This is a genomic window from Pseudomonas sp. ok266 (assembly GCF_900110195.1).
Lineage (GTDB): Bacteria > Pseudomonadota > Gammaproteobacteria > Pseudomonadales > Pseudomonadaceae > Aquipseudomonas > Aquipseudomonas neuropathica.
Map to the genome: position 1 here is coordinate 81,327 of NZ_FOCU01000012.1, position 20,357 is coordinate 101,683.

At 58.4% G+C, this 20,357-nt stretch carries 23 protein-coding genes; 15 read left to right on the forward strand and 8 right to left on the reverse strand.

Features of this window, described 5'->3' with window-relative positions:
* Positions 1-152 precede the first annotated feature (152 nt).
* The 3 genes from BMY54_RS22050 (at position 153) to BMY54_RS30650 (ending at position 1,372) form a co-directional block, all read left to right on the forward strand.
* Positions 153-851, forward strand: a complete 699-nt coding sequence (locus tag BMY54_RS22050; RefSeq protein WP_093437346.1) for an AzlC family ABC transporter permease — start codon at positions 153-155, stop codon at positions 849-851.
* Positions 851-1,162 carry an AzlD domain-containing protein gene (locus tag BMY54_RS22055; protein WP_174244501.1) on the forward strand — a complete coding sequence of 104 codons (312 nt, stop codon included), beginning with the start codon at positions 851-853 and terminating at the stop codon, positions 1,160-1,162. Before BMY54_RS22050 ends, BMY54_RS22055 begins: the two co-directional genes overlap by 1 nt.
* A gap of 63 nt (positions 1,163-1,225) precedes the next feature.
* Complete coding sequence (locus BMY54_RS30650; protein ID WP_175559648.1) at positions 1,226-1,372, forward strand: hypothetical protein; 147 nt, start codon at positions 1,226-1,228, stop codon at positions 1,370-1,372.
* Positions 1,373-1,417: 45 nt separating this feature from the next.
* Here the strand turns inward: BMY54_RS30650 and BMY54_RS22060 are convergent, their stop codons facing one another.
* The 4 genes from BMY54_RS22060 to BMY54_RS22075 all read right to left on the reverse strand — a co-directional run bounded on the left by BMY54_RS22060 (position 1,418) and on the right by BMY54_RS22075 (position 4,618).
* On the reverse strand, positions 1,418-1,690 hold the full coding sequence (locus BMY54_RS22060; RefSeq protein ID WP_093437355.1) for a hypothetical protein: 273 nt from the start codon (positions 1,688-1,690) through the stop codon (positions 1,418-1,420).
* A 332-nt stretch (positions 1,691-2,022) separates the two neighbouring features.
* Positions 2,023-2,703: an SOS response-associated peptidase gene (locus BMY54_RS22065; RefSeq protein ID WP_093437359.1), complete on the reverse strand. Its 681-nt coding sequence runs from the start codon at positions 2,701-2,703 to the stop codon at positions 2,023-2,025.
* 29 nt (positions 2,704-2,732) lie between these two features.
* Positions 2,733-3,575, reverse strand: a complete 843-nt coding sequence (locus BMY54_RS22070; protein WP_093437364.1) for an ABC transporter permease — start codon at positions 3,573-3,575, stop codon at positions 2,733-2,735.
* 62 nt (positions 3,576-3,637) lie between these two features.
* Positions 3,638-4,618, reverse strand: a complete 981-nt coding sequence (locus tag BMY54_RS22075) for an aliphatic sulfonate ABC transporter substrate-binding protein (RefSeq protein WP_093437369.1) — start codon at positions 4,616-4,618, stop codon at positions 3,638-3,640.
* A gap of 294 nt (positions 4,619-4,912) precedes the next feature.
* Here BMY54_RS22075 and BMY54_RS22080 point away from each other — a divergent pair, with 294 nt between their 5' ends.
* From BMY54_RS22080 to BMY54_RS22090, 3 genes are all read left to right on the forward strand, one after another.
* Complete coding sequence (locus BMY54_RS22080; protein WP_093437374.1) at positions 4,913-5,860, forward strand: ABC transporter substrate-binding protein; 948 nt, start codon at positions 4,913-4,915, stop codon at positions 5,858-5,860.
* Positions 5,861-5,991: 131 nt separating this feature from the next.
* Positions 5,992-6,891: a polysaccharide deacetylase family protein gene (locus BMY54_RS22085; RefSeq protein ID WP_093437378.1), complete on the forward strand. Its 900-nt coding sequence runs from the start codon at positions 5,992-5,994 to the stop codon at positions 6,889-6,891.
* Positions 6,892-7,000: 109 nt separating this feature from the next.
* Positions 7,001-7,243, forward strand: a complete 243-nt coding sequence (locus tag BMY54_RS22090) for a DUF1652 domain-containing protein (RefSeq protein ID WP_093437383.1) — start codon at positions 7,001-7,003, stop codon at positions 7,241-7,243.
* A gap of 4 nt (positions 7,244-7,247) precedes the next feature.
* On the opposite strand, the gene BMY54_RS22095 is transcribed toward BMY54_RS22090, so the two are convergent.
* On the reverse strand, positions 7,248-7,610 hold the full coding sequence (locus BMY54_RS22095; RefSeq protein ID WP_093437386.1) for an NUDIX hydrolase: 363 nt from the start codon (positions 7,608-7,610) through the stop codon (positions 7,248-7,250).
* Between the two features lie 224 nt (positions 7,611-7,834).
* Between BMY54_RS22095 and BMY54_RS22100 the strand changes: the two genes are divergently transcribed.
* Positions 7,835-8,032, forward strand: coding sequence for a DUF2188 domain-containing protein (locus tag BMY54_RS22100; protein WP_093437390.1), 198 nt, complete (start codon positions 7,835-7,837; stop codon positions 8,030-8,032).
* A gap of 67 nt (positions 8,033-8,099) precedes the next feature.
* On the opposite strand, the gene BMY54_RS22105 is transcribed toward BMY54_RS22100, so the two are convergent.
* Positions 8,100-8,339, reverse strand: coding sequence for a hypothetical protein (locus tag BMY54_RS22105; protein WP_007910805.1), 240 nt, complete (start codon positions 8,337-8,339; stop codon positions 8,100-8,102).
* 184 nt (positions 8,340-8,523) lie between these two features.
* Here BMY54_RS22105 and BMY54_RS22110 point away from each other — a divergent pair, with 184 nt between their 5' ends.
* From BMY54_RS22110 to BMY54_RS22130, 5 genes are all read left to right on the forward strand, one after another.
* The gene (locus BMY54_RS22110) at positions 8,524-8,859 is read left to right on the forward strand and encodes a hypothetical protein (protein ID WP_093437395.1); all 336 of its coding nucleotides are present in this window, start codon (positions 8,524-8,526) and stop codon (positions 8,857-8,859) included.
* 333 nt (positions 8,860-9,192) lie between these two features.
* Positions 9,193-9,705: a formaldehyde-activating enzyme gene (fae, locus tag BMY54_RS22115; RefSeq protein ID WP_093437400.1), complete on the forward strand. Its 513-nt coding sequence runs from the start codon at positions 9,193-9,195 to the stop codon at positions 9,703-9,705.
* 10 nt (positions 9,706-9,715) lie between these two features.
* Positions 9,716-10,750, forward strand: coding sequence for an aldo/keto reductase (locus BMY54_RS22120; RefSeq protein ID WP_093437404.1), 1,035 nt, complete (start codon positions 9,716-9,718; stop codon positions 10,748-10,750).
* Entirely contained in the window at positions 10,747-12,180 is a 1,434-nt protein-coding gene (locus BMY54_RS22125) for an NAD-dependent succinate-semialdehyde dehydrogenase (RefSeq protein ID WP_093437409.1), read from the forward strand. Before BMY54_RS22120 ends, BMY54_RS22125 begins: the two co-directional genes overlap by 4 nt.
* Before the next feature lie 169 nt (positions 12,181-12,349).
* Positions 12,350-13,714, forward strand: coding sequence for an MFS transporter (locus BMY54_RS22130; protein WP_093437413.1), 1,365 nt, complete (start codon positions 12,350-12,352; stop codon positions 13,712-13,714).
* Between the two features lie 199 nt (positions 13,715-13,913).
* Here BMY54_RS22130 and BMY54_RS22135 read toward each other — a convergent pair whose 3' ends face one another.
* Positions 13,914-14,789, reverse strand: coding sequence for a LysR substrate-binding domain-containing protein (locus tag BMY54_RS22135; RefSeq protein ID WP_093437416.1), 876 nt, complete (start codon positions 14,787-14,789; stop codon positions 13,914-13,916).
* A 207-nt stretch (positions 14,790-14,996) separates the two neighbouring features.
* Entirely contained in the window at positions 14,997-16,175 is a 1,179-nt protein-coding gene (locus BMY54_RS22145; RefSeq protein ID WP_093437425.1) for a hypothetical protein, read from the reverse strand.
* A 186-nt stretch (positions 16,176-16,361) separates the two neighbouring features.
* Between BMY54_RS22145 and BMY54_RS22150 the strand changes: the two genes are divergently transcribed.
* The 3 genes from BMY54_RS22150 (at position 16,362) to BMY54_RS22160 (ending at position 20,356) form a co-directional block, all read left to right on the forward strand.
* Positions 16,362-17,294 (forward strand): LysR substrate-binding domain-containing protein, encoded by a 933-nt coding sequence (locus tag BMY54_RS22150; protein WP_093437429.1) that lies wholly within the window; start codon positions 16,362-16,364, stop codon positions 17,292-17,294.
* A 235-nt stretch (positions 17,295-17,529) separates the two neighbouring features.
* Entirely contained in the window at positions 17,530-18,954 is a 1,425-nt protein-coding gene (aldA, locus tag BMY54_RS22155; RefSeq protein ID WP_093437988.1) for an aldehyde dehydrogenase, read from the forward strand.
* An 82-nt stretch (positions 18,955-19,036) separates the two neighbouring features.
* A complete protein-coding gene (locus BMY54_RS22160; RefSeq protein ID WP_093437433.1) occupies positions 19,037-20,356 on the forward strand; it encodes an MFS transporter in 1,320 nt (439 codons plus the stop codon).
* Position 20,357: the final 1 nt, after the last annotated feature.

Sequence of the window (20,357 nt, forward strand, 5' to 3'; positions counted from 1 at the left end):
TCGTCTCCCTGACGCATTTGTGAATGGCTCACATGGTACGCCGATGGCTGTCCTCAGTCGGCGCGATTTAGCGCAATTGCGCAAGATTGTTCAAGCCGGACAAGGGGATTTGCTGGCAGAGTCTGTTGCTGTTTCCACTGTTGAAGAGAGATATGTCTGACTCACTTATGCCGCGCAGTGCGTTCCTTCGCGGCGCTGTGGCGATCATGCCGTTGTCTCTGGCCACCGCGCCTTGGGGATTACTGGCCGGCTCGATGGCGATCGAAGCCAACCTCACACCGCTGCAAGGGCAGGGCTTGTCGAGCATTGTGTTTGCCGGAGCGGCGCAATTGGTCGCGATCGGCATGCTCAAGGGCGGCGCGGGGGTTTTTTCGATTCTGTTGACCACGCTGCTGCTGACTTCACAGCACTTGCTGTATGGCATGAGCATGCGTTCGGTGATTTCGCCACTGCCGGGGCGCTGGCGCATCGGTCTGGGCTTTTTGCTCACCGATGAGTTGTTTGCGCTGACCAGTCAACATGATCGCCAGCAGTTCAACCGCTGGTATGCGCTGGGCGTCGGCCTGACGTTCTACATCGCGTGGAATCTGTTCACCCTGGCCGGCATTGTCCTCGGCAGCAGCATTCCGGGGCTTGAGCACCTGGGGCTGGACTTCTCGATTGCCGCCACCTTCATTGCCCTGATTACACCGGTAGTGCGCAACGTGCCGACGGTGGTTTGCGTGGCAGTGTCGCTGTTTTGTTCGGTGTTGTTCAGTTACTGGCAATGGGGCTCGGCGCTGGTGTTGTCGGGGTTGGCAGGAATGACCGCAGGGTTTATCTGCAACAAGCTGTATCGGGAGCGCACATGATGGTTTGGGCGGTGATTTTCGGCATGGGGATTCTGGTGTTTCTCAATCGCTACGTGTTTCTTGAACCGCGTTTGCCGGTGCGCTTGAGTAGTAATGCGCGGCAGTTTCTCGGTTTTGCAGTACCGGGGATGCTCACCGCGATCTGCGGGCCGATTGTCTTCATGCCGGACAAACAGCTGAATCTGCAGTGGGACAATCCGTACCTGCTTAGTTCGCTGGTAGCGATCGCTCTGGTGATTTACACGCGCAGTACTTTGCTCAGTATGTTGTTGAGCATGGCGTTCTTCTTTTTGCTGCGGTGGTGGTTGTAAGTTGTGCGTTTGAAACTGTTCTAAGCTTCAAGGATGACGGGTAACTGATGACGGGAGGTGTACATGACGACTGAGCCAAAGCAGCCAGAGACGGATGACCAAGACACGGATCAACCGACGCAAGAAGAAATAGAGCGGGAGAAACACAACGAACAGACCTGGAAGCGCGATGAATCCACAGAGCTTTCAGATCCAGACCGCAAGTTTTGAAGATTTTTACGAAAAAGCCCCGCACATGCGGGGCTTTTTTTGGGTTCAGAGATCGTCCAGCTGCGTGAAATCGGGGTGTGAAGCCCGATATCCCAATGTTCGGTCGATCCATGCATTCAGCTCGTTGACCATCACCGGCGCGTGGCCGGGATACCCTTCGAGGGTGGTGCGCAGGATGCGTTCGATATCGGGAACGGCACGCAGGTTTCGGGTCTTGATGTAGTGGCCGATAAAACAGTCGAGTTCAAAGCGTTCTGTCATGGACAGATAAATACACTCCAGGCCGCTGACCTGTTTGATTGCAAAATCGTCGCGCAACTTATTTCTCTGCAAGGCTTGTAGACGTTATGGGGATTCCTGGTTTGTTGACTCTTTGGTCAACTGGTATACCAATCGGAAAGGCGGCGCGCATGCTAGCCGTAGTGCATCTAAATGTATGTATGACGGTTGAAATGTCAGACAGGCGGTTTGTTCATTCGAACGTGTGTTTTATTTGCAGCGTTTCAAAGATGAAACAGAGTTTGTAACGGCAGTGATTCGCCTTTATGAGTCGCTGAAGGTTGCAATAGTTTTATCCTTCTAACGCTGCGTCAAAAGATCGCAGCCTTCGGCAGCTCCTACATGGATAGACGCGTGAAGTCGGCAAATGTTTAAGTCTGCTCAATAATCAAACTGGTCCCCTGATTGCGTGCGTTACCGACCGCTTTGCCGACTTTGTACCATTCGAACACTTCACTGCCTTCACCTTCGAACAACAGCATTTGCTCGGCGCGCTCAACGGGGGTTGCGGGGTCGAGCCATTCGCGCACCAACTCTGCGCGGAACACCACCGGTCGACGATCGTGGATATCGAGCATGCCGCCGGCGGCATCGGCGGTGATGATCACGAAACCGTCGTCGTCCCGGGTCGCTGTTTCGGCTGTCGGAAATTGGCCGATGGCTGCGCAGAAAACCGCCCCATGATCCGCCCGACGAATCAGCCACGGTTGTCGGGATTTGTCTTCGCTATCAACCCATTCAAACCAGTTGTCCACGGGCACAATCAAGCGATGTCGCCAGATCGTCCGGAAGAACGGGCCATGGGCGACTTTCTCGACCCGGGCATTGATCGGTGGTGGGCGATCCTTGGCCCAGTGCGGGCGCCAGCCCCAGCGCAGATTGTCGGCCTGCAGCTGTTGCCCTTGTTGGTGCAGGACGGCCAGCGCGGTAGTCGGCGCGGCGTTGTAGCGGTCGAGCGGTGCATCGCCGACGTGATTGATCAACGCGTCGGGAATGCTCAGCACCGCGACGAAGTCGTGAATGCCACGGTACTGCGAGAGTCTTCCGCACATCGGCTGAATCTCCGGTTGGAGATTTCAGCTTAGTCGCTGGCGCCTTGGCCGGTGAATGTGTCACGCCAGTTCAACCAGCGGCGTTCGAGCATGGCCAGCAAGCCATCGCTGAGTTTACCGAGCAAGGCGAGCACGATGATTGCGGCCAGCACGATGTCCGGCCGCGAAGTTTCCCGGCCGTCACTGAGCAAATAACCCAAGCCTTTGGTGGCCGCGATCAGTTCCGCCGCCACCAGAAACATCCACGCCAGGCTCATGCCACTGCGTAGCCCGGTGAACAGGCCGGGCAGGGCGGCCGGCAGCAATATTCGTCGCACCAGTTGCAAGCGGCTGAAGCCATAGATGCGGCCGACTTCCACCAGTTTGCGATCAATGTTGCGAATGGCCGCGACCACGTTGACGTATACCGGAAAGAACGCACCAATGGCGATCAAGACAATTTTCGAGGTCTCGTCGATGCCCAGCCACAACAACAGCAGTGGCACCCAGGCCAGGCTCGGGATTGAACGCAACGCGGCGAAAGTCGGTTCCAGATAGGCCTCGGCTTCGCGGCTCAAACCGACCCAGGCGGCAAACACCAGCGCCAGACTGGCGCCAATGGTAAAACCCAGCAGCACGCGTATCAGGCTGGCGCCGATGTGTTTCCACAGCGCACCCTCAGCGAGGTCGGTGAGGGTCAGAGCAATCTCGCTCGGTGCCGGCATCTGGTAGGACGGCAGCCACCCGATGCGTACGATAATTTCCAGCGCAACGATGATCAGCAGCGGCAGGGCCAGGCCCTTGCAGCGGCGCTGCCATGCCGGATTTAAACGCGCAGGACGCTGGCGCGGAACGGCAAGTGGCGCGGGCAAGTCTTTGCAGTGAGTGGTCATGGTTTTTGGCTCCGCTCACAACAAATCCGCGACGGGCGCGGATTTGTCCTGAGGCTGATCGGTTACTGGCGGGCGACGGCTTGCTGTACACCGCTGTCGAGCAGTTGGTCGATGACTTGATCGACATTCACCCCACGGCGCACCAGTTCCTCGGAGACCAGAATCGGCGCCGCAGCCTTGGAGGCGCTGATGTCCTGTTGGGTCAGTTGCGGGCTGCTCAGGTCGGTGCGCGATAGTTGCAGCTTGGCTACGTCCAGCGGCAAGCCGGACTCCTTGGCGAGGAGGGCAGCGAACTCATCAGGATTTTTCAGCGCCCAGTCGCGGGCCTGTTCGTAGGCTTTGATCACGGTGTCTATGGTCTGCGGATGTTCTTTGGCGTATTGCTCAGTGACGCTGACCACGCCGTAGCTGTTGAACGCGGGGTTGCGGTAGAGCAGGCGCGAGCCGGCCTGAACCTGACTGGCGGCCATGTGCGGATCGAGGCCGGCCCAGGCGTCTACATCGCCTTTTTCCAGCGCGGTGCGGCCGTCCGGATGTTGCAGGTGAACCAGTTCGACATCGTCTTTTTTCAATCCGGCCTGTTGCAGGCTGCGCAGGGTAAACAGATACGGATCGGTGCCTTTGGTGGCAGCGATCTTTTTGCCCTTCAGGTCAGCGACGGTCTGGTACGGCGAATCCTTGCGCACCACCAGCGCTGTCCATTCGGCGCGGCTGTAGACGTAAACGGATTTGATCGGGCTGCCATTGGCCCGACTCAGCACGGCCGCCAGGCTGGCGCTGGAAGCGAAATCCACGCCGCCACTGTTCAGGTATTCCAGCGAACGGTTGCTGCCCTGGCTCAATACCCAACTGACTCTGGTTTGCGGCAAGGCCTTTTCGAGGAAGCCGAAGTGCTTGAGCACCAAGCTGACTGGCGAGTAATAGGCGTAGTCGAGATGCACTTCAGCCGGCGCGGTTTCAGCCGCGTGGGCGAGCGGTTGCAGGCTCAGCACCATGGCGCTGGCAGCCAGCAGGGTTTTGAGTCGGGGAAAGAACGATGTCATGGGGGCGCTCCGGCAAAGGCACAGGTTTCTTATGTCCAAAAAGATATTTTTATCGAATGCTTCCTGCATGAATGGAATATTGCAGGCTCTGTGCCATGTGCTTGAGAGCGCCGGTTTATAAGGGTTTTAACGCCAGGTGCAGGATTTCAGCTGTTGCGTGGGAAACAGTGTGATTCGCTACTGTTGGCAAGCAAACAGCAAGTATCAACCGTGATGAGCTTATGCATTTATCGAATTTCAAAACCTTGAATCAACAGCGTTATGGTCTATGCAATTACCTTCGCAGGACTCGCCATGAAGCTTTCTCGTTTCCTCCGCAGTGCGTTAATCACTGCATTATTTACCTCGCCACTTTCCTACGCAGCCGAGCCCTTGGTCCTGCACGTCGGTGATCAGAACTACTACAACATCCGTGCCTCGGTGGAGGCGTCCGGCGTGTTGAAAGACGCGCCTTATACCGTCGACTGGAAGCACTTCCAGGCCGCTGCACCCTTGGCGGAAGCCTTGCAAACCGGTTCGCTGGATCTGGGCTTTCTGGGTGATTCCGGTTTTCTGTTTCTGGCTGCCAAGCAGGCGCCGGTGAAACTGATTGGCGTATCGCGGCAGAATCCGGACACCATCGCGTTACTCGTGCCGAAGGACTCGCCGGTAAAAACCATCGCTGATCTGAAGGGCAAGAAAGTCGCTTATTGGCCTGGCGCCTGGAGTCAGCAGTTGACCTTGCGCGCCCTGGAGCAGGGCGGTCTGCCGGAAAACTACGTCGATTTCGTCAAACTGATGCCGATCGATGCCGCCGCAGCCCTTCCACAGGGCAGCATCGACGCTTTCCCGGTATGGGAACCGTACATTTCCCAGCAGATCGTATTTTCCGGCGCGCGGCCGATCCTGACCGCCAAGAATCTGATGCCGGGCCTCAGTGCTATCGCGGCGTCGACACCGTCCATCGACAGCAAACATGCAGCCATAGCGGATTTTCTCGGGCGCTTGAAGCAGGCGCGGGCCTGGGTCGACAGCCACACGGATGAATACGCCGATCTGTGGGCGAAGAAAGCCAATCTCGATCAGCAGGTGTCGCGCCACTGGTTGCGTCAGGCGCACATGACGGTCGGCCCCGTTGACACACAAGCGGCGACGGATTTGCAAAGTACTGCCGACTTCCTGTTCAAAGTGAAAGCGCTGCCGGCTCCGTTAGCCACTGCCGGCATTATTGACACGTCCTTTCAACAGGCATTGGCTCACTGAGCGAGCGCCGGAACCAAACCCTGTGTACCTTATCCAACCTCCGCTCGCAGATCGGGGCGCAAGGATGGATAAGGGCGAGGGAGTTTTGCCAATCGACAACATGACGGCAGCCGCCGTGCTCAAGGCAAAACATGACATCCGGATTCAAGCTTCTCTGTGCAGCGCTCATCGCCCTCGGGCTGGCCGGTTGTATCGCCGCCCCGATAGAAATGACCGCGCAAACCGAAACGCGCCTGAAAACTCAGGCACCGGTGCGCTTCCTGTTGACGTTCGATGACGGCCCCAGCGCATCCAGTTTCTGGAATCCGTCGGCGACGGTGCTCGACAGCCTCAAGGACAATTCGCTGATGCCGAATATCAAAGCGGTGTTCTTCGTGCAGACGCGCGCACCGCGAGCTGGCAACAGTGACATCGGTCGCGGCATCATGCGGCGTGAGTATGAGGAAGGCCACATACTGGCGTTTCACACGGCCACCCACTGGCACACCAATCATCGCTTGCTCGATCCGCAAGAACTCGAAGAGTCGCTGACCAACGGCACGGCTGATATCGCTGCCATCACTGGCGCGCCGCCGAAGTTGCTGCGCCCGCCGTTCTGGAATTACGACAAACGTACCTTTGCCGCTTATCAACAGCATGATTTGCATGTGTTGCTCACGGATTTAAGTGCCAACGATGGCAAGATCTGGGGCTTCAATGCCAGCCCGAGGCGTCGGGCAAACATGCTGCGACAATTATCAGAAGTTCGTGAACGGATTGCCCTTGGCGAATTTCCGACCGTTGACGGGGTGATTCCGGTAGTAGTGACGTTTCATGATCTGAATCGCTATACCGCGCGGCACACGCGCGAATACCTGCAGATTCTGCTCGATAGCGCCGCCGCCACGGGCGTGAAGCTGGCTGACAAGCCTTTCTACGATGATCACGCTGAACTTGAGAAAGCCGCATTGGCCCGTACGGTGGAAAAAAGTTCGGAGCCGGTAAATTTGCCGGGGATGTGGAACTGGATCTGGGATCACGACGCACACTGAGGGCGAGGTGGATTGTTGTGATCGGGTTGGCATTTTGTATCGGGCAAGCCACAAATGGCTCATCTATGCTCAACGAGTCGACCGACCAACGCCTGCGAGGCGTGCACTCATGCTTGCCATTGACGATATTTGCCGGATTGTCGAATCCGGCTTTCCTGCGTTCAAGTGTGACTGCATTCCGAGTGCGCAGGGACTGCTGCAAATCAAGGTTTATGAGCCGGACAGCGGGCGTGTCGAATTGCTGCTCACTGGCGTTTCCCCGGAACACCTCGTCACGATCCGTGACATTTCCAACTTCATCGGTGAGTTACGCACCGAAATGAGCGCCGGTCGCCGGGCCTTTGCTGGTTAACGCCTCATAAACGTCGTCGAAACGCTTCAACAATGCGCAATGTCGCCTCACTGGTGTGCAGATTGCGCACTGCGTCCAGCGGATGCCAGATGCAATCAATGATCTCGTTCTGCGGCCGCACCTGTTCGAAGTCCAGCACGGAGACCTCGTAGACATGATGCTGTGTGCTGCCGCTCTGCAATTCCATTAAATACAACACATCGTCGGCGTCCAGGCCGGTTTCTTCTTGCAGTTCACGTACGGCAGCCTGCGCTCGGGTTTCCCCGGGCTCGACCTTGCCGCCGGGCAATGTCCAGCGGCAGCGGGGTTTGCGTACCAGGAGAACGTGGCGATCCTGTTCGCATATAACGGTTGCGCGTACTTTCATCTGTTACCTGTTTATTGCTTGTCACGAAATAGTAATAAAACTGCAATATTTGAGCCGGGGCCAGCAACAAAGGTTTCATTTGGATTTGGAGCGTTGGCTGCAGCGTAAAGTGCCCGCGCCATGATGGTCGCGGCTTGCGACATTCGGTCGGCATTTCGGGCGGATCAGGGTGTAAGGTAAAAGCGTGAAGCTGGATCTGACCGTTAGCGAAAATGGAGGTGTCCATGAGCATACCGATGTTGATCAAGATGCACATGAACGGCTATGACGTGCTTAGCGTGAACAATGGCCCATGGCGGGTTTGCACTCAGGGCGATCGGCTGGCGTCGTTTGGCAGCAGGGAGGAAGCACTGGCCTATGCCGCTGCGTTGCCTGGCTACAAAAAACGCTCGGCGCGCGCGCAAAGTCACAAAACCCACTGACAGGCAGGCCGTAACGAAAGAGCCCCGGCATGTGTCGGGGCTTTTGTTTGAGGTAGGTGGGTGGGTCTCAGTGGACCTTGGTCCGGCTGATGGCGCGGGCTTTCACTTCCCGGGCATAGAGTTGCAGCCGTTCTTCATCGCTTTGCAGCACCTCACAGGATCTCAGCACGCTTTGCGCATCTGCCTCGTTGCCGGATTTGCGCAGTTGTTCTGCGATACGTTTGAGGTCGACCGCCGACCATCTCAAGTCCGATGCAACGCTTTGCAGGTCGCGTTGAAGTTCGTGTTCATATTCATTGAGCCGCATGATCACCTCCAGAACATTCTCGGTAGAAAAGAGTAGTCGCATTTTTCGTCGATGGGCAAAGCCTGTTCGTCAGCACGCTGAACGGTTGTGAAAAGTTGTGCAGATTGCGCCAAGGGCGCGGTGCCACGATGGATGTAGCGCCGCTTACACGCTACATTCACTTTTTTCAGATCAGGAATACACCATGCGGATATGGATCGGGAGTCTGGCGTTGAGCCTGTTGGCAGGTTGCTCGTTGCCGGCATCGCTGGTGCCGGGTGAGCCGAATATCAGCAAGACCAGTACCAAGTCGCCCAAGGACTATGCTGCGTGTTTATTACCGTTGTGGCAGAAGGATGTGGCCAAGACTTCGCAGACGTCGATTTCCAACGGCTACCGCATCACCGCGCCAAGCATCATCACGGCGGACGAGATCCTCGACATCGTCAAGTACAAGGATGGCAGCCGGGTTTCGTTGTATCAGGGGCCGCCGTGGGCCAAGTCCGGGTCGTTGCGCCAATCGGTGCGTGACTGTCTGTAGCGACGCCTGCAGGCGGTGTGAATCGAGCACACGCCATCAATGGCCAATCCGGACGCATCGCCTTCAACCATCCCGCTCTCTGAGCGGGTTTTTTTTGCCCGCGAGAAGGGCTATGACTAAAACTCATTGCCCCATGATTTTTAATGGTTACAGCCGGCTCCAGTCCCGGTGTTAAAAAATCGCAAACACAGCTCATCAATAACAACCAGAGAGCGTTTGCAGCCATGTCCCCTTTATCCCGCCGACTCTCCCTCCGCCCGTTATTGAACACGCTCGCTATCAGGTGCGCGTGAGCTATCGAACATCCCTCGTATCGCACAAGAGTAATGACTGATGAAAGAACTCGACCTGTACATCGGTGAAGGTTTCGAAGGCCCGGGCGTCAACGCCGCACACATCAATATTCTGATCGGCCCGCGCAATGGTCCGGCGGGGCAGGCGTTCGCCAACAGCCTCGCATCGCCTAGCCAGGGCCACTGCCCGTTCATGGTGATCGCGCAACCGAACATCCCGGTCAAACCGATGACCTTGTACGTGAATAAAGCCGCGATCAGCAGCGACCTGCACGGCAACGCCACGTGGGGCGCCTCGCAGGCCGGGATCGCCAAAGCCGTGCTCGAAGCGCTGCTCGACGGCACGCTGCCGCCGGAAGCCGAAGACGAATGGGCAATCGTCACCGCCAATTGGGTCAATCCTGCGTGCGACGACCTCGATGCGGTGTACCTGAACAACTACAACGCCTGCCGCACCGCGATCCGCGCGGCACTGACCGGCAAGCCGGAAACCGCGCAACTGAAAGACGTCGTTGCGCACATCAGCAATCCTTTCTACACGCCAAAAGCCTGAGGTCGACGCCATGCAATACATCCGTTTGGGCAACTCCGGCCTGCAGGTTTCGCGTCTGTGCCTGGGCACCATGAACATGGGCACGCCGGACTGGAAACCGTGGATCTTCAATGAAAAGCAGAGTGAGCCGATCGTCGCGCACGCACTGGACAACGGCGTGAACTTCATTGACCTCGCCGACTTCTATTCCGCCGGTGTCGGCGAAGAGGTGGTGGGTCGCATCGTCAAGCGTCTGGCCCGTCGCGAAGACCTGGTGATCACCACCAAAGTCGGTTACGGCACCCGCAGCGGCATCAACGCCAGCGGCCATTCGCGCAAGCACATCATGGACAGCATCGATGCCTCGCTGAAGCGTCTGGACATGGATTACGTCGACGTCTTCATGCTGCATTACTTCGATGTGAACACCCCGGTCGAAGAAACCATGGGCGCCTTGAATGACATCGTGCGCTCCGGCAAGGCCCGTTACATCGGCGTTTCGACCATGCTCACCGGGCAGCTGGCGAAGATCCTCATGGCCTGCGAGCGCAATGGTTGGGTCAAACCGATCAACATGCAGCTGCAACTGAACTGTGCTTACCGCGAAGAAGAGCGCGAAATGATTCCGTTCTGTCGCGATCAGGGCATCGGCGTCTCGGTGTTCAGTCCTTTGGCGCGTGGTCTGTTGACCGGTGACGTGCAGTCGACCCGCAACCAGACCGACTTTTTCACTCAGCAGATGTACAGCGACGAAGCCTCGTTCGAAATCGCCCACTCGGTGCAGCGCGTAGCCCGTGCTCGCGGTGTGTCGAATGCGCAGATCGCCCAGGCTTGGGTGGCGAACCATCCGGGCGTTGATTGCATGCTGGTCGGCGCCGACACCACCGCGCAATTCGACAGCGCATTGGCCGCACTTGAAACCAGGCTCGACGCTGATGAACTGCATGAGCTGGAACGCAATTACACCCCGTGCGACGTGATCAACGATTACACCGCCGGAAAACGCATCCTCCGCTCGGCGCGGCCGGGGCTTGAGCGTTTCACTCTGCAGGGAGCGGTGGCATGAGCGATTTGATCCGTCACGGCAACTTCATCGATGGCCAGTGGGGGCAGGGCGGCGCGACCTATCTGGTGCGCAACCCGGCCAACGGCGAGCTGATCACTGAGGTGCAGAAGGCTGGCGCCGAAGCGACCAGCCTGGCCATCGACGCCGCCAACCGCGCACTGCCGGCGTGGCGCAAATTGACCGCGAAGGAACGCAGTCAACGCCTCAAGCGCTGGAGCGAATTGATGCTCGCCAACCAGAAGGATCTGGCCACGCTGCTCAGTCGTGAACAAGGCAAGCCGCTGGCCGAGGCCATGGGCGAAGTGGTTTACGCGGCGAGTTTTCTCGAGTGGTTCGGCGAGGAAGCCAAGCGGGCCTACGGCGATGTGATCCCGAGCCACAAGGCCGATGCGCGAATCATCGTGGTCAAGGAAGCCATTGGTGTGGTCGCGGCGATCACCCCGTGGAATTTCCCGTTGGCGATGGTCACTCGCAAGGTCGGGCCGGCGCTGGCGGCGGGTTGCACGATGATTCTCAAACCATCGGAAGAGACGCCGCTGTCGGCCTTTGCCTTGGCCGTGTTGGCCGAGCAGGCGGGGATTCCGGCTGGTGTCTTCAACATTGTGTCCGGCGATGCCGTCGCCATCGGTGGCGCGCTGCAGGCATCGAGCATCGTGCGCAAATTGTCCTTCACCGGCTCTACTCGCACCGGCAAGTTGCTCATGCGTCAGGCCGCCGACACCTTGAAAAAGGTCTCGCTGGAACTGGGTGGCAATGCGCCGTTCATTGTCTTCGACGATGCCGATCTGGATGCCGCAGTCAAAGGCGCAATGGCCTCGAAATTCCGCAACACCGGGCAGACTTGCGTGTGCGTGAATCGCTTCTTTATTCAGGACGGCGTCTACGAAGCCTTCACCGGCAAGCTTGCGGAAGCGGTGGCGGCGATGCGCGTCGGCAGTGCACTGGACGGTGATACCGAACAAGGTCCACTGATCAACAGCGCGGCGCTGGCCAAGGTGGAAAGCCATGTCAGCGATGCCCTGGAGAAGGGCGCGACATTGTTGTGTGGCGGTCGTCGTCACGCCTTGGGCGGCACGTTCTACGAGCCGACCATCCTCACTGAGGTCAACGGCGACATGTTGATTGCCCAGGACGAAACCTTCGGTCCGGTGGCAGCGTGCTTCCGCTTCAAGGACGAGGCCGAAGTGCTGGAACGCGCCAATGACACGCCTTTCGGGTTGTCGGCGTATTTCTACAGCCGCGACATCGGCCGGGTCTGGCGTATGGCTGAAGGCCTGGAGGCGGGCATGGTCGGGATCAACGAAGGGATCATCTCCACGGAAGTGGCACCGTTCGGCGGAATCAAGGAATCGGGCCTCGGCCGCGAAGGTTCGAAGTACGGTCTGGATGACTATCTGGAGATCAAATACCTGTTGATGGGTGGTCTCTGATTCCCCGAAAACAACAATCTTTGTGGGCGCTGAGCCTGCTCGCGAAGACGGTCTATCAGTGGAAAGTAATGTGACTGACATGCCGCCTTCGCGAGCAAGCTCGGCTCCCACAAAAAGCAAAAGCAAGAGCAATCGGTTTCTCCGTCAATAACAACAATTGGAGACGAACATGTCCGCTCAACCCATAAAAATCGATGACCTGCCGATCGGCCGGTTTCACATCAAGATCGCCGGCCTGACCTTCGGCGCGCACTTCACCGACGGCTACATTCTCGGCCTGATCGGTATCGCGTTCACCTTGCTCAGTCCGCAGATGCAGCTGGATGCGTTCTGGCAAGGCTTGATCGGCGCGTCGGCGTTGATCGGGCTGTTTCTCGGCAGTCTGTTTTTCGGCTGGATCTCCGACAAGGTCGGCCGCCAGAAAATCTTTCTGGTCAGTTTTGTGCTGATCACCGTGGCCTCGGTGATGCAGTTTTATGTCGAAACAGCGATGAGTCTGTTTCTCTGCCGGGTGCTGATCGGCATCGGCTTGGGCGGCGATTTCAGCGTCGGCCACGCGATGCTGGCCGAGTTCTCGCCGAAGAAACATCGCGGCGTTTTGCTCGGTTCTTTCAGCGTGATCTGGACCTTCGGTTACGTTGCCGCAACCTTCGTCGGCACGGCGATGCTCAGCCTTGGCGATGATGCCTGGCGCTGGATGCTGGCATCGTCGGCGATTCCGGCGGCATTGATCCTGATCGCGCGCATCGGCACGCCGGAATCGCCACGCTGGCTGGTCAATCAGGGACGCATCGCCGAGGCGCGGGCGATCGTCAAAAAACACTTGGGCGATAACGTCGAACTCGACGAAACCCGCTCCACGGAAACCCGTTCCGGGTATGCGGTGCTGTTCAGCCGTGAGTACCGCAAGCGCACCGCGTTCAACTGCCTGTTCTTCGTGTGCATCGTGATGCCGTACTTTGCGATCTACACGTTCCTGCCGTCGATTTTGCAGAAGATGGGCCTGGCCGAAGGATTTGGTACCGAGTTGATGTTGAACATGCTGCTGATCCTCGGCGCGCTGATCGGTATCTGGTGCACGATCAAATTCACCCGGCGTGGATTCCTCATCAACTCGTTCATCATTCTCGCGGCGGCGCTGTTTCTGCTGGCGGTACTGCCGGGCAGTGCGGCGTGGCTGATGGTGCTGGTGTTTGGTCTGTTTACGTTGGTGTTGTCGGCGGTGAGCAATCTGGTCGGGGTGTTCCCGGCGGAGAGCTTTCCGACCGAGGTTCGCGCCAGCGGTATCGGGCTGGCGACGGCAGTGAGTCGTTTGGGGTCGGCCGTGAGTACGTTCCTGCTGCCGGTAAGTGTGGCCGGGATCGGCTTGAGCCCGACGATGGGCATTCTCGCGGCGATTCTGGCGATTGGCGCATGGCTGTCGTGGGCGTGGGCGCCGGAGACCAAATCGCTGACGTTGAGTCAGGCGTGCAAGGCGCAGACCACGGTGGAGGGGAGTTCGATTGTGGTGAGCAAAGTCGTCACGCCGATTTGATGTGCAAGGCTTAAAACCTCCCCCTCACCCCAGCCCTCCCGAAACGTCGGACCGCCCCCAAGGGGCGAGGGGGAAAGGGGGCGATCTATGTAATATTCAAAATCTACGTTCGACTCGGTATCTCAGGTCGGCGTAGTTCGAATAATCACCTCGGTCAGTTCCCTCTCCCTCCGGGAGAGGGCTAGGGTGAGGGGCTCTTTCAGGGATTGCTCACCAGGCTCAGCCAATCGGTGAACAGCTTCACTTTCGACAGGCCTTGCTTGTCATTCGCCACATCCAGCCAATAGCCATAAGGCCCGATCACTTCAATCGGAGTGATCGGCACCAGGCTGCCGTTGGCCAACTCCTTCTCGATCATCTGCCGATCAATCACCGCCAGTCCGCCACCCGCCAGTGCGGTGTGAATCACCTGATCGAGTGTGCTGAATTCCAAGCCTTGTCCCGCATCGATATCCTCTCGCCCCATCGCCGCCAGCCAGTTCTCCCAGACCTTCAGGCGTTTGCCGTCATGCAGAATGTGCAACAACGGAAACTCGTGCAGGTCTGGCGCTTGATCGCCGTTAAACAGCTCCGGACTGGCCACCGCAATATGCCGTTCCATGACCAATAGCTGACTGGCGCAGTGCGTTGACGCGGCGAGGCCAAAACGAATGTGGCAATCGATGTCCGCGAGGCTGTCGTGACTGGCCTGATTGGTCACGCTGAGGCTGATGTCGGGGTAGCGCTGGCAGAACGCGCGCAGGTGTGGCGACAGCCAGCGCGTGGCCCAGGTCGGTGGGGCGAGTACGCGCAGGCGCTGGCGCAGATTGGGCACGCGTACCGCTTGCAGGGCGCGCTCCATATGATCGAAGGCTTCGGCCAGATGCGGTTTGAGATTGCTGCCGGCTTCGGTCAGCGAGAGGCCTTGCGGGGTGCGCACGAACAGCGCGACGCCGAGGTAGTCTTCGAGTTGTTTGATCTGGCGACTGACTGCGCCCTGGGTGACGTTAAGGCCGAGTGCGGCCTGGCTGAAGCTGCGATGACGCGCGACTTCTTCGAACACGCGCAGGGTGTTGAGGGAGGGCAGTTGACGCATGGAGGCAGAACCCCGGATCGAGCGTTTGGCTCGGTTTGTTTTTGTAGGTTTTGTTTGTAGGGGGTATCTGACTATTGGTGAGGGTTTGATGCAAGTGGAGTTTGTGCGGGCGCCTTCGCGAGCAGGCTCGCTCCTACCCTGGAATGCATTCCAATGTGGGAGCGAGCCTGCTCGCGATAGCTATTTCATGAATTCGAACAATCTGGATCAGAAGTAGTAACCAACGTTCACATACAACTGGTTCTCCCACTGATCCAGCCCACCCGCAGCCAGACTCTGGGTGTAACTGCTGCCGCCAATGTACGGATCATTCCGGCCAAACAACCACTCGGCCGCGACCCACAATTTGCTCACCGAAAACGAGCTGCCGAGGATCATCCGCTCTGACGTCTTGTAGCCGCTGGCGGATTTGTCGAAGGCGCTGTAGTTGGCGTAAAGCTTGACCCCGCTGACCTGATCAAAGAGGTATTTGCCTCCGACGTCATAGCTCAGGTCGGCCACGTACAGATTGCCGCGACTGGCGACGTTGTAGGTGCCGTCGTAGCCGCCGAGGGTGACCACTTCATCACTGCCGGGATTGCGCGGCGACATCTGTTGCCGCGCCGCTTGCAGTTGCACGCCCCAAGGCCCGTTCTTGCCCAGATAGTGAATGGCCACGGCGTTGCGCCGGCCATCGTTGTGGGTGTCGCGGTTCTGCAGGCTGGAAGTCAGGCCGGAGACGCCGACCTCGGATTTCCACGGACCCAGATCGAGTGCCTTGGCCACGCGCAGCACCACGGTGTTGCGTTCCTGGTTGTCGCTGCCATCGGCGACATAGCTGTCGGCCTCGGAGACGATGCTGGAGTAGCTCACGCCATTGCTGGTGCCTTTGCCTTGCCACGCCGGGCGCAGGTAGTAACCGGCCTGGACGTTCCAGTCGCCACTTTGCTGGATGTACTTGGCGCCGACCTGTTGCACGTCTTCGAGGCCGATAACGTTGCCAAGGGTTTCGTAGAAGGTGCTGCCGAAGTACGGCTGCAAGCCGAACGGCACGGTGTTCAGGCCGACCTGCACTTGCTGATCGGGATTGAATTTGTAGCCGACCCACGCGAACTTGGCGAACTGGATGTCGCCGTAGTTTTTCGTGTACTGGTAGGGATACGAACGACCGTAAAAGCGGTACTGCGCTTCACCGATCCAGCTGTCGGAATTGTACTTGGCACTGAGGAATACCGTGTCGAGACCGAACTTCTGAATGTCGCGATCCGGGTCCAGGTCCCAGCGCGCACGAATGGCGCCGCCCAGATCAAGATTGTCGGTGACCTGCACAGCCATCGCCGGAGCGGCAATGCTGCAGAACAGGACGATGGACGTGGTGCGCAAGCGAAAGGAAGCAGAGAAGGGCATGGAGCGGCTCTCGATTGTTTTTATTAGAGATGCCGCGCAGTTTTGCCATCCGCTGGTGGTTGAACAAACGATAAAAACGGTGAGTAAACCTGCATGGAATGCATGTTACTCGGAAATTCCTGTAGGACAGTCCGGCACAGTCGTGGGATGCTTTGTGCCCTGTCAGTGGTTTTCGAGTGCCTTGATATGAAACGCAAAATGCCCGGCCTGAACGCACTCAAAGCGTTCGAGGTGGCCGGCAGCACCGGTAGTTTTACCCGCGCCGCCGAGTTGCTCAATGTCACCCAAAGCGCCGTCAGCCGGCAGGTGCGGCAATTGGAAGAACAGCTCGGCGAGAGTTTGCTGGAGCGCCGCCATCACCATTTGGAGCTGACCGGTGCCGGCAAGATCCTCCTGCGGGCATTGCACCAGTCATTCGACAAGATCGAGCTGACAGTGCGCAGCATTCAGCAGAAAACCCACTCCAACCGCTTGCATATCAATGCGCCGCCAACCTTTACCAGCCGCTGGTTGATGCCGCGTCTGGGCCGTTTGCGCGAGCAACACCCGGAGCTTGAGTTGAGCATCACCACACGCTTGCAGGACAGCCTCGCGGAAACCAGCACGCTCGATTGTGCGATCCGTTTTGGCGACGGCGAGTGGGACGGTCTCGACAGTTCATTGTTGATTCAGGAGCGCCATATCGCCGTGTGCGCCCCCTCTCTGTATGCCCGTGAAAGTGGCGAGTCGGGCATTGATCTCAATCGCCTGACGTTGTTGCACGTATTGGCCAAGGAGGATCAGCGTTATCTGACCTGGAAACATTGGCTCGATGCGGCGCGGATCACCGGCGTGGATACCCAGGGCGGCTACGAGTTCGATCTGCTGGATCTGGCGATTCGGGCGGCGATCGATGGTCTGGGCATCACCATAGCCGACTGGCACATGGTCGCTGCGGAACTGGCCAGCGGGCAGTTGACGCAAGTGCTGAATGTGCATGTGGAGGGGCACCAGTCGTATTGGCTGGTGACCCGGCCGGAGCAGACCGAGATGCCGCAGTTGCAGGTTTTTTCGCAATGGCTGCAAGAGGAAATCTGGCTGGCGCAGCGCCAGTTAGAGCCCTCGACCGCTGCTATCTGAATCAGCCCAGATTCCCTTGTAGGAGTGAGCCTGCTCGCGATGGCGGTGTATCAGCGAAAAATAGGTGGCTGACACACCGCCATCGCGAGCAGGCTCACTCCTACAGGGGATTTGTGCCGATGCGGGGGGTAACCTGCATTTTTCGAATGTTTAACCGCCCGATAAATCGTTTGTTCAACCCGCCATCGATGACAAGACTGGTGGCATTGATAAAAACAAACGATGGGCGATGCACATGCGAATCGAGCGAAATTTTGTTAACGGCCAATTTATCGAGCCTGCCAGCGCGGCGTTGATCGCGGTCTATAACCCTGCCACCGAAGCGTTGCTCGGCCATGTGACGGGTGCCACCGCCGAAGAAGCCACCGCGGCGGTCGATGCGGCGGCAGCGGCACAAAAGGTCTGGGGCAAACTCACCAGCATCGAGCGCGCCGAACATCTGCGAGCCTTGGCCACCGCCCTTGAAGATCGCGCTGAAACCATCGGTGCCGCACTGGCCGCCGAATCCGGCAAAAGCGTTAGCGATGCCAGCAACGAAGCCCGTTACGCCGCGCAGATCACTCGTTACCACGCAGAGTGGGCGCGCCGTATCGAAGGCGAAATCATCCCCAGCGACAGCCCTGACGAAAACCTGTTTCTGCACCGCGAGCCGATCGGCGTGGTTGCCTGCCTGATCCCGTTCAACTACCCGGTTTACACGTTGCTGCGCAAAATCGCCCCGGCGCTGATCGCCGGTAACACCGTGGTGGTGCGCCCGAGCAACAACACACCGACCTCGGCATTTGAAATTGCCAAAGCGGTGCAGCAATCGGGCATGCCGGCCGGTGTGATCAACATCCTGACCATGGATCACGCCACGGCAGCGGCGGTTTGCACCCATAAGGCCGTGGGCCTTATTACCCTGACCGGCAGCGTCAACGCCGGGCGCATCGTTCTCGATTATTGCAAGGCAAACATCGCCAAACCTTCGCTGGAACTGGGTGGCAAGACCCCGGCGATCATCGAAGCGGATGCCGACCTGGAAGCGGCCGCGACAGCAATCATCGCGTCGAAAACCACGCATTGCGGCCAGTTGTGCACGGCGGTAGAGCGTGTCTATGTGCAGGAAAGTGTCTACGACCGGTTCCTCGCACTGCTCAAGGCCAAAATCGCTGAAGTGAAATTCGGCGACCGCGCCACCGACGCCAACCTGATGGGACCGCTGGTCAACGCCAGTTCGCAGCGGAACATCCATGCTTTAGTCGAGCGCGCCATCGCTGACGGCGCAATCCTCGAAAGCGGTGGCGTGCTGCCGCAAGGCCCGGGGCATTTCTACCCGCCGACGCTGCTCAGCGGTTGCCGTCAGGACATGGAAATTGTTCAGGAAGAAATCTTCGGCCCGGTGCTGCCGGTACTCAAATACCGCGACATCGACGAAGCGCTGGCCATGGCCAACGATCATCAGTTCGGTCTGTCGTCGGTGCTCTACACCGAGAACTACCGCACCGCACAGAAAGTCGCCAACGCCATCGAGGCCGGCGAGTTGTACGTCAATCGCACCCCGGCCGACCCGTATCAGGGCTACCACGCCGGCTGGAAACGCTCGGGCCTGGGCGGCGATGACGGCAAGCACGGCATGCTCGAATTCACCCAGACCCGACTCGTGGTCATGAAGTACTGATCCACCGCAACACGCCTCACGCTGCACCTATAAAAACAATTATCAGGGGCGCCCGGAGCACGGGTCGCCCGAGGTCACTTCAATGTCCAAGCATGCATCCTCTGCTGCCGCTGTTCAGGGTTCCACGTCGGCTGTGAAAAGCCAGAGCGACAAGGGAAGTCGCTATTTCCAATTGATGTTGCTGGTGCTCGCCGCCGGCGCAATCTATCCGATTCTCTATCTTCGTCAGGTCTATCAAACGACCATGCTCGAGGTGTTCCAGATCAACCACAGCGAGTTGGGTTATCTGTACTCGATGCTCGGCACGATTTTTCTGCTCAGCTACTTGCCTAGCGGTTGGCTGGCCGACCGCATTGCGCCGCGCTTTCTGATTTTCTTCTCGCTGGTGGCCACTGGTGCTCTGGGCCTTTGGTACTCGACGGCACCGTCGATGAGCGGGCTGATGATCATCTTCGGTTGCTGGGGGGTGACCACCGGTTTGACCTTTTGGGCCTCGGTGCTCAAGCGCGTGAAGATGATTGCTCATCACACGGAACAGGGCCGGTTCTTCGGGATTCTCGACGGTGGTCGCGGGCTGGTTGAGGCGTTGCTGGCGACGGTCGCGCTGGGTCTGTTCGCGTTTGCCACGGAGACCCGCGGCGAGTCGACCGCCGAAGGCTTCAAACACGTGGTTTATCTGTATGCCTTCACCTGTATCGCCATCGGCTGCTTGCTGGTGCTGATCAAGGACCCGAAGTCGATGGAAGACACGCCCGCGGTGGAGAAGGGCAAGTTCAATCTGCTCAGCGATCTGGGCACGCTGGTGAAGATCCCGGAGCTGTGGCTGGTGACCGCCATCGTGTTCTGCGGGTATCACATCTTCTGGGCGACCTACAGTTTCTCCGATTACTTGCAAGGCAGCGGCATGACGGCGGTCATGGCCGGCACCATCACCACGATCAAGTTGTGGATGCGCCCGATCGGCGGCATCGGTGGCGGCTGGCTGGGCGACAGGTTCTCGAATATCTCGGTACTGATCGTCGCGCTGCTGCTGGCCAGTCTGGCCATCGTCGGGCTTATCGTATTCCCCGCGCTCAACAGCATTGGCCTGTTGATTGCCACGGTGATTTTCATCGGCCTGATGACTTACGCGATTCGTGGTCTGTACTGGGCGATTCTCGACAGCTGCAACATTCCGCTGCGCATCACCGGTCTGGCCATCGGTATCGTCTCGGTGGTCGGTTACATGCCGGATGCCTTTATCCCGCTGATCAACGGCTACCTCACTGAGCACTTTCCCGGCGCCCTCGGCTACAAGCTCTACTTCGGCTACATCGCGACTATCGGTCTGATCGGCACCCTCGCTGCCGTGACCTTGCGTGCCCGAATCAATCGTCAATCTTCGAAAAAAGCAGGTGCCTGAG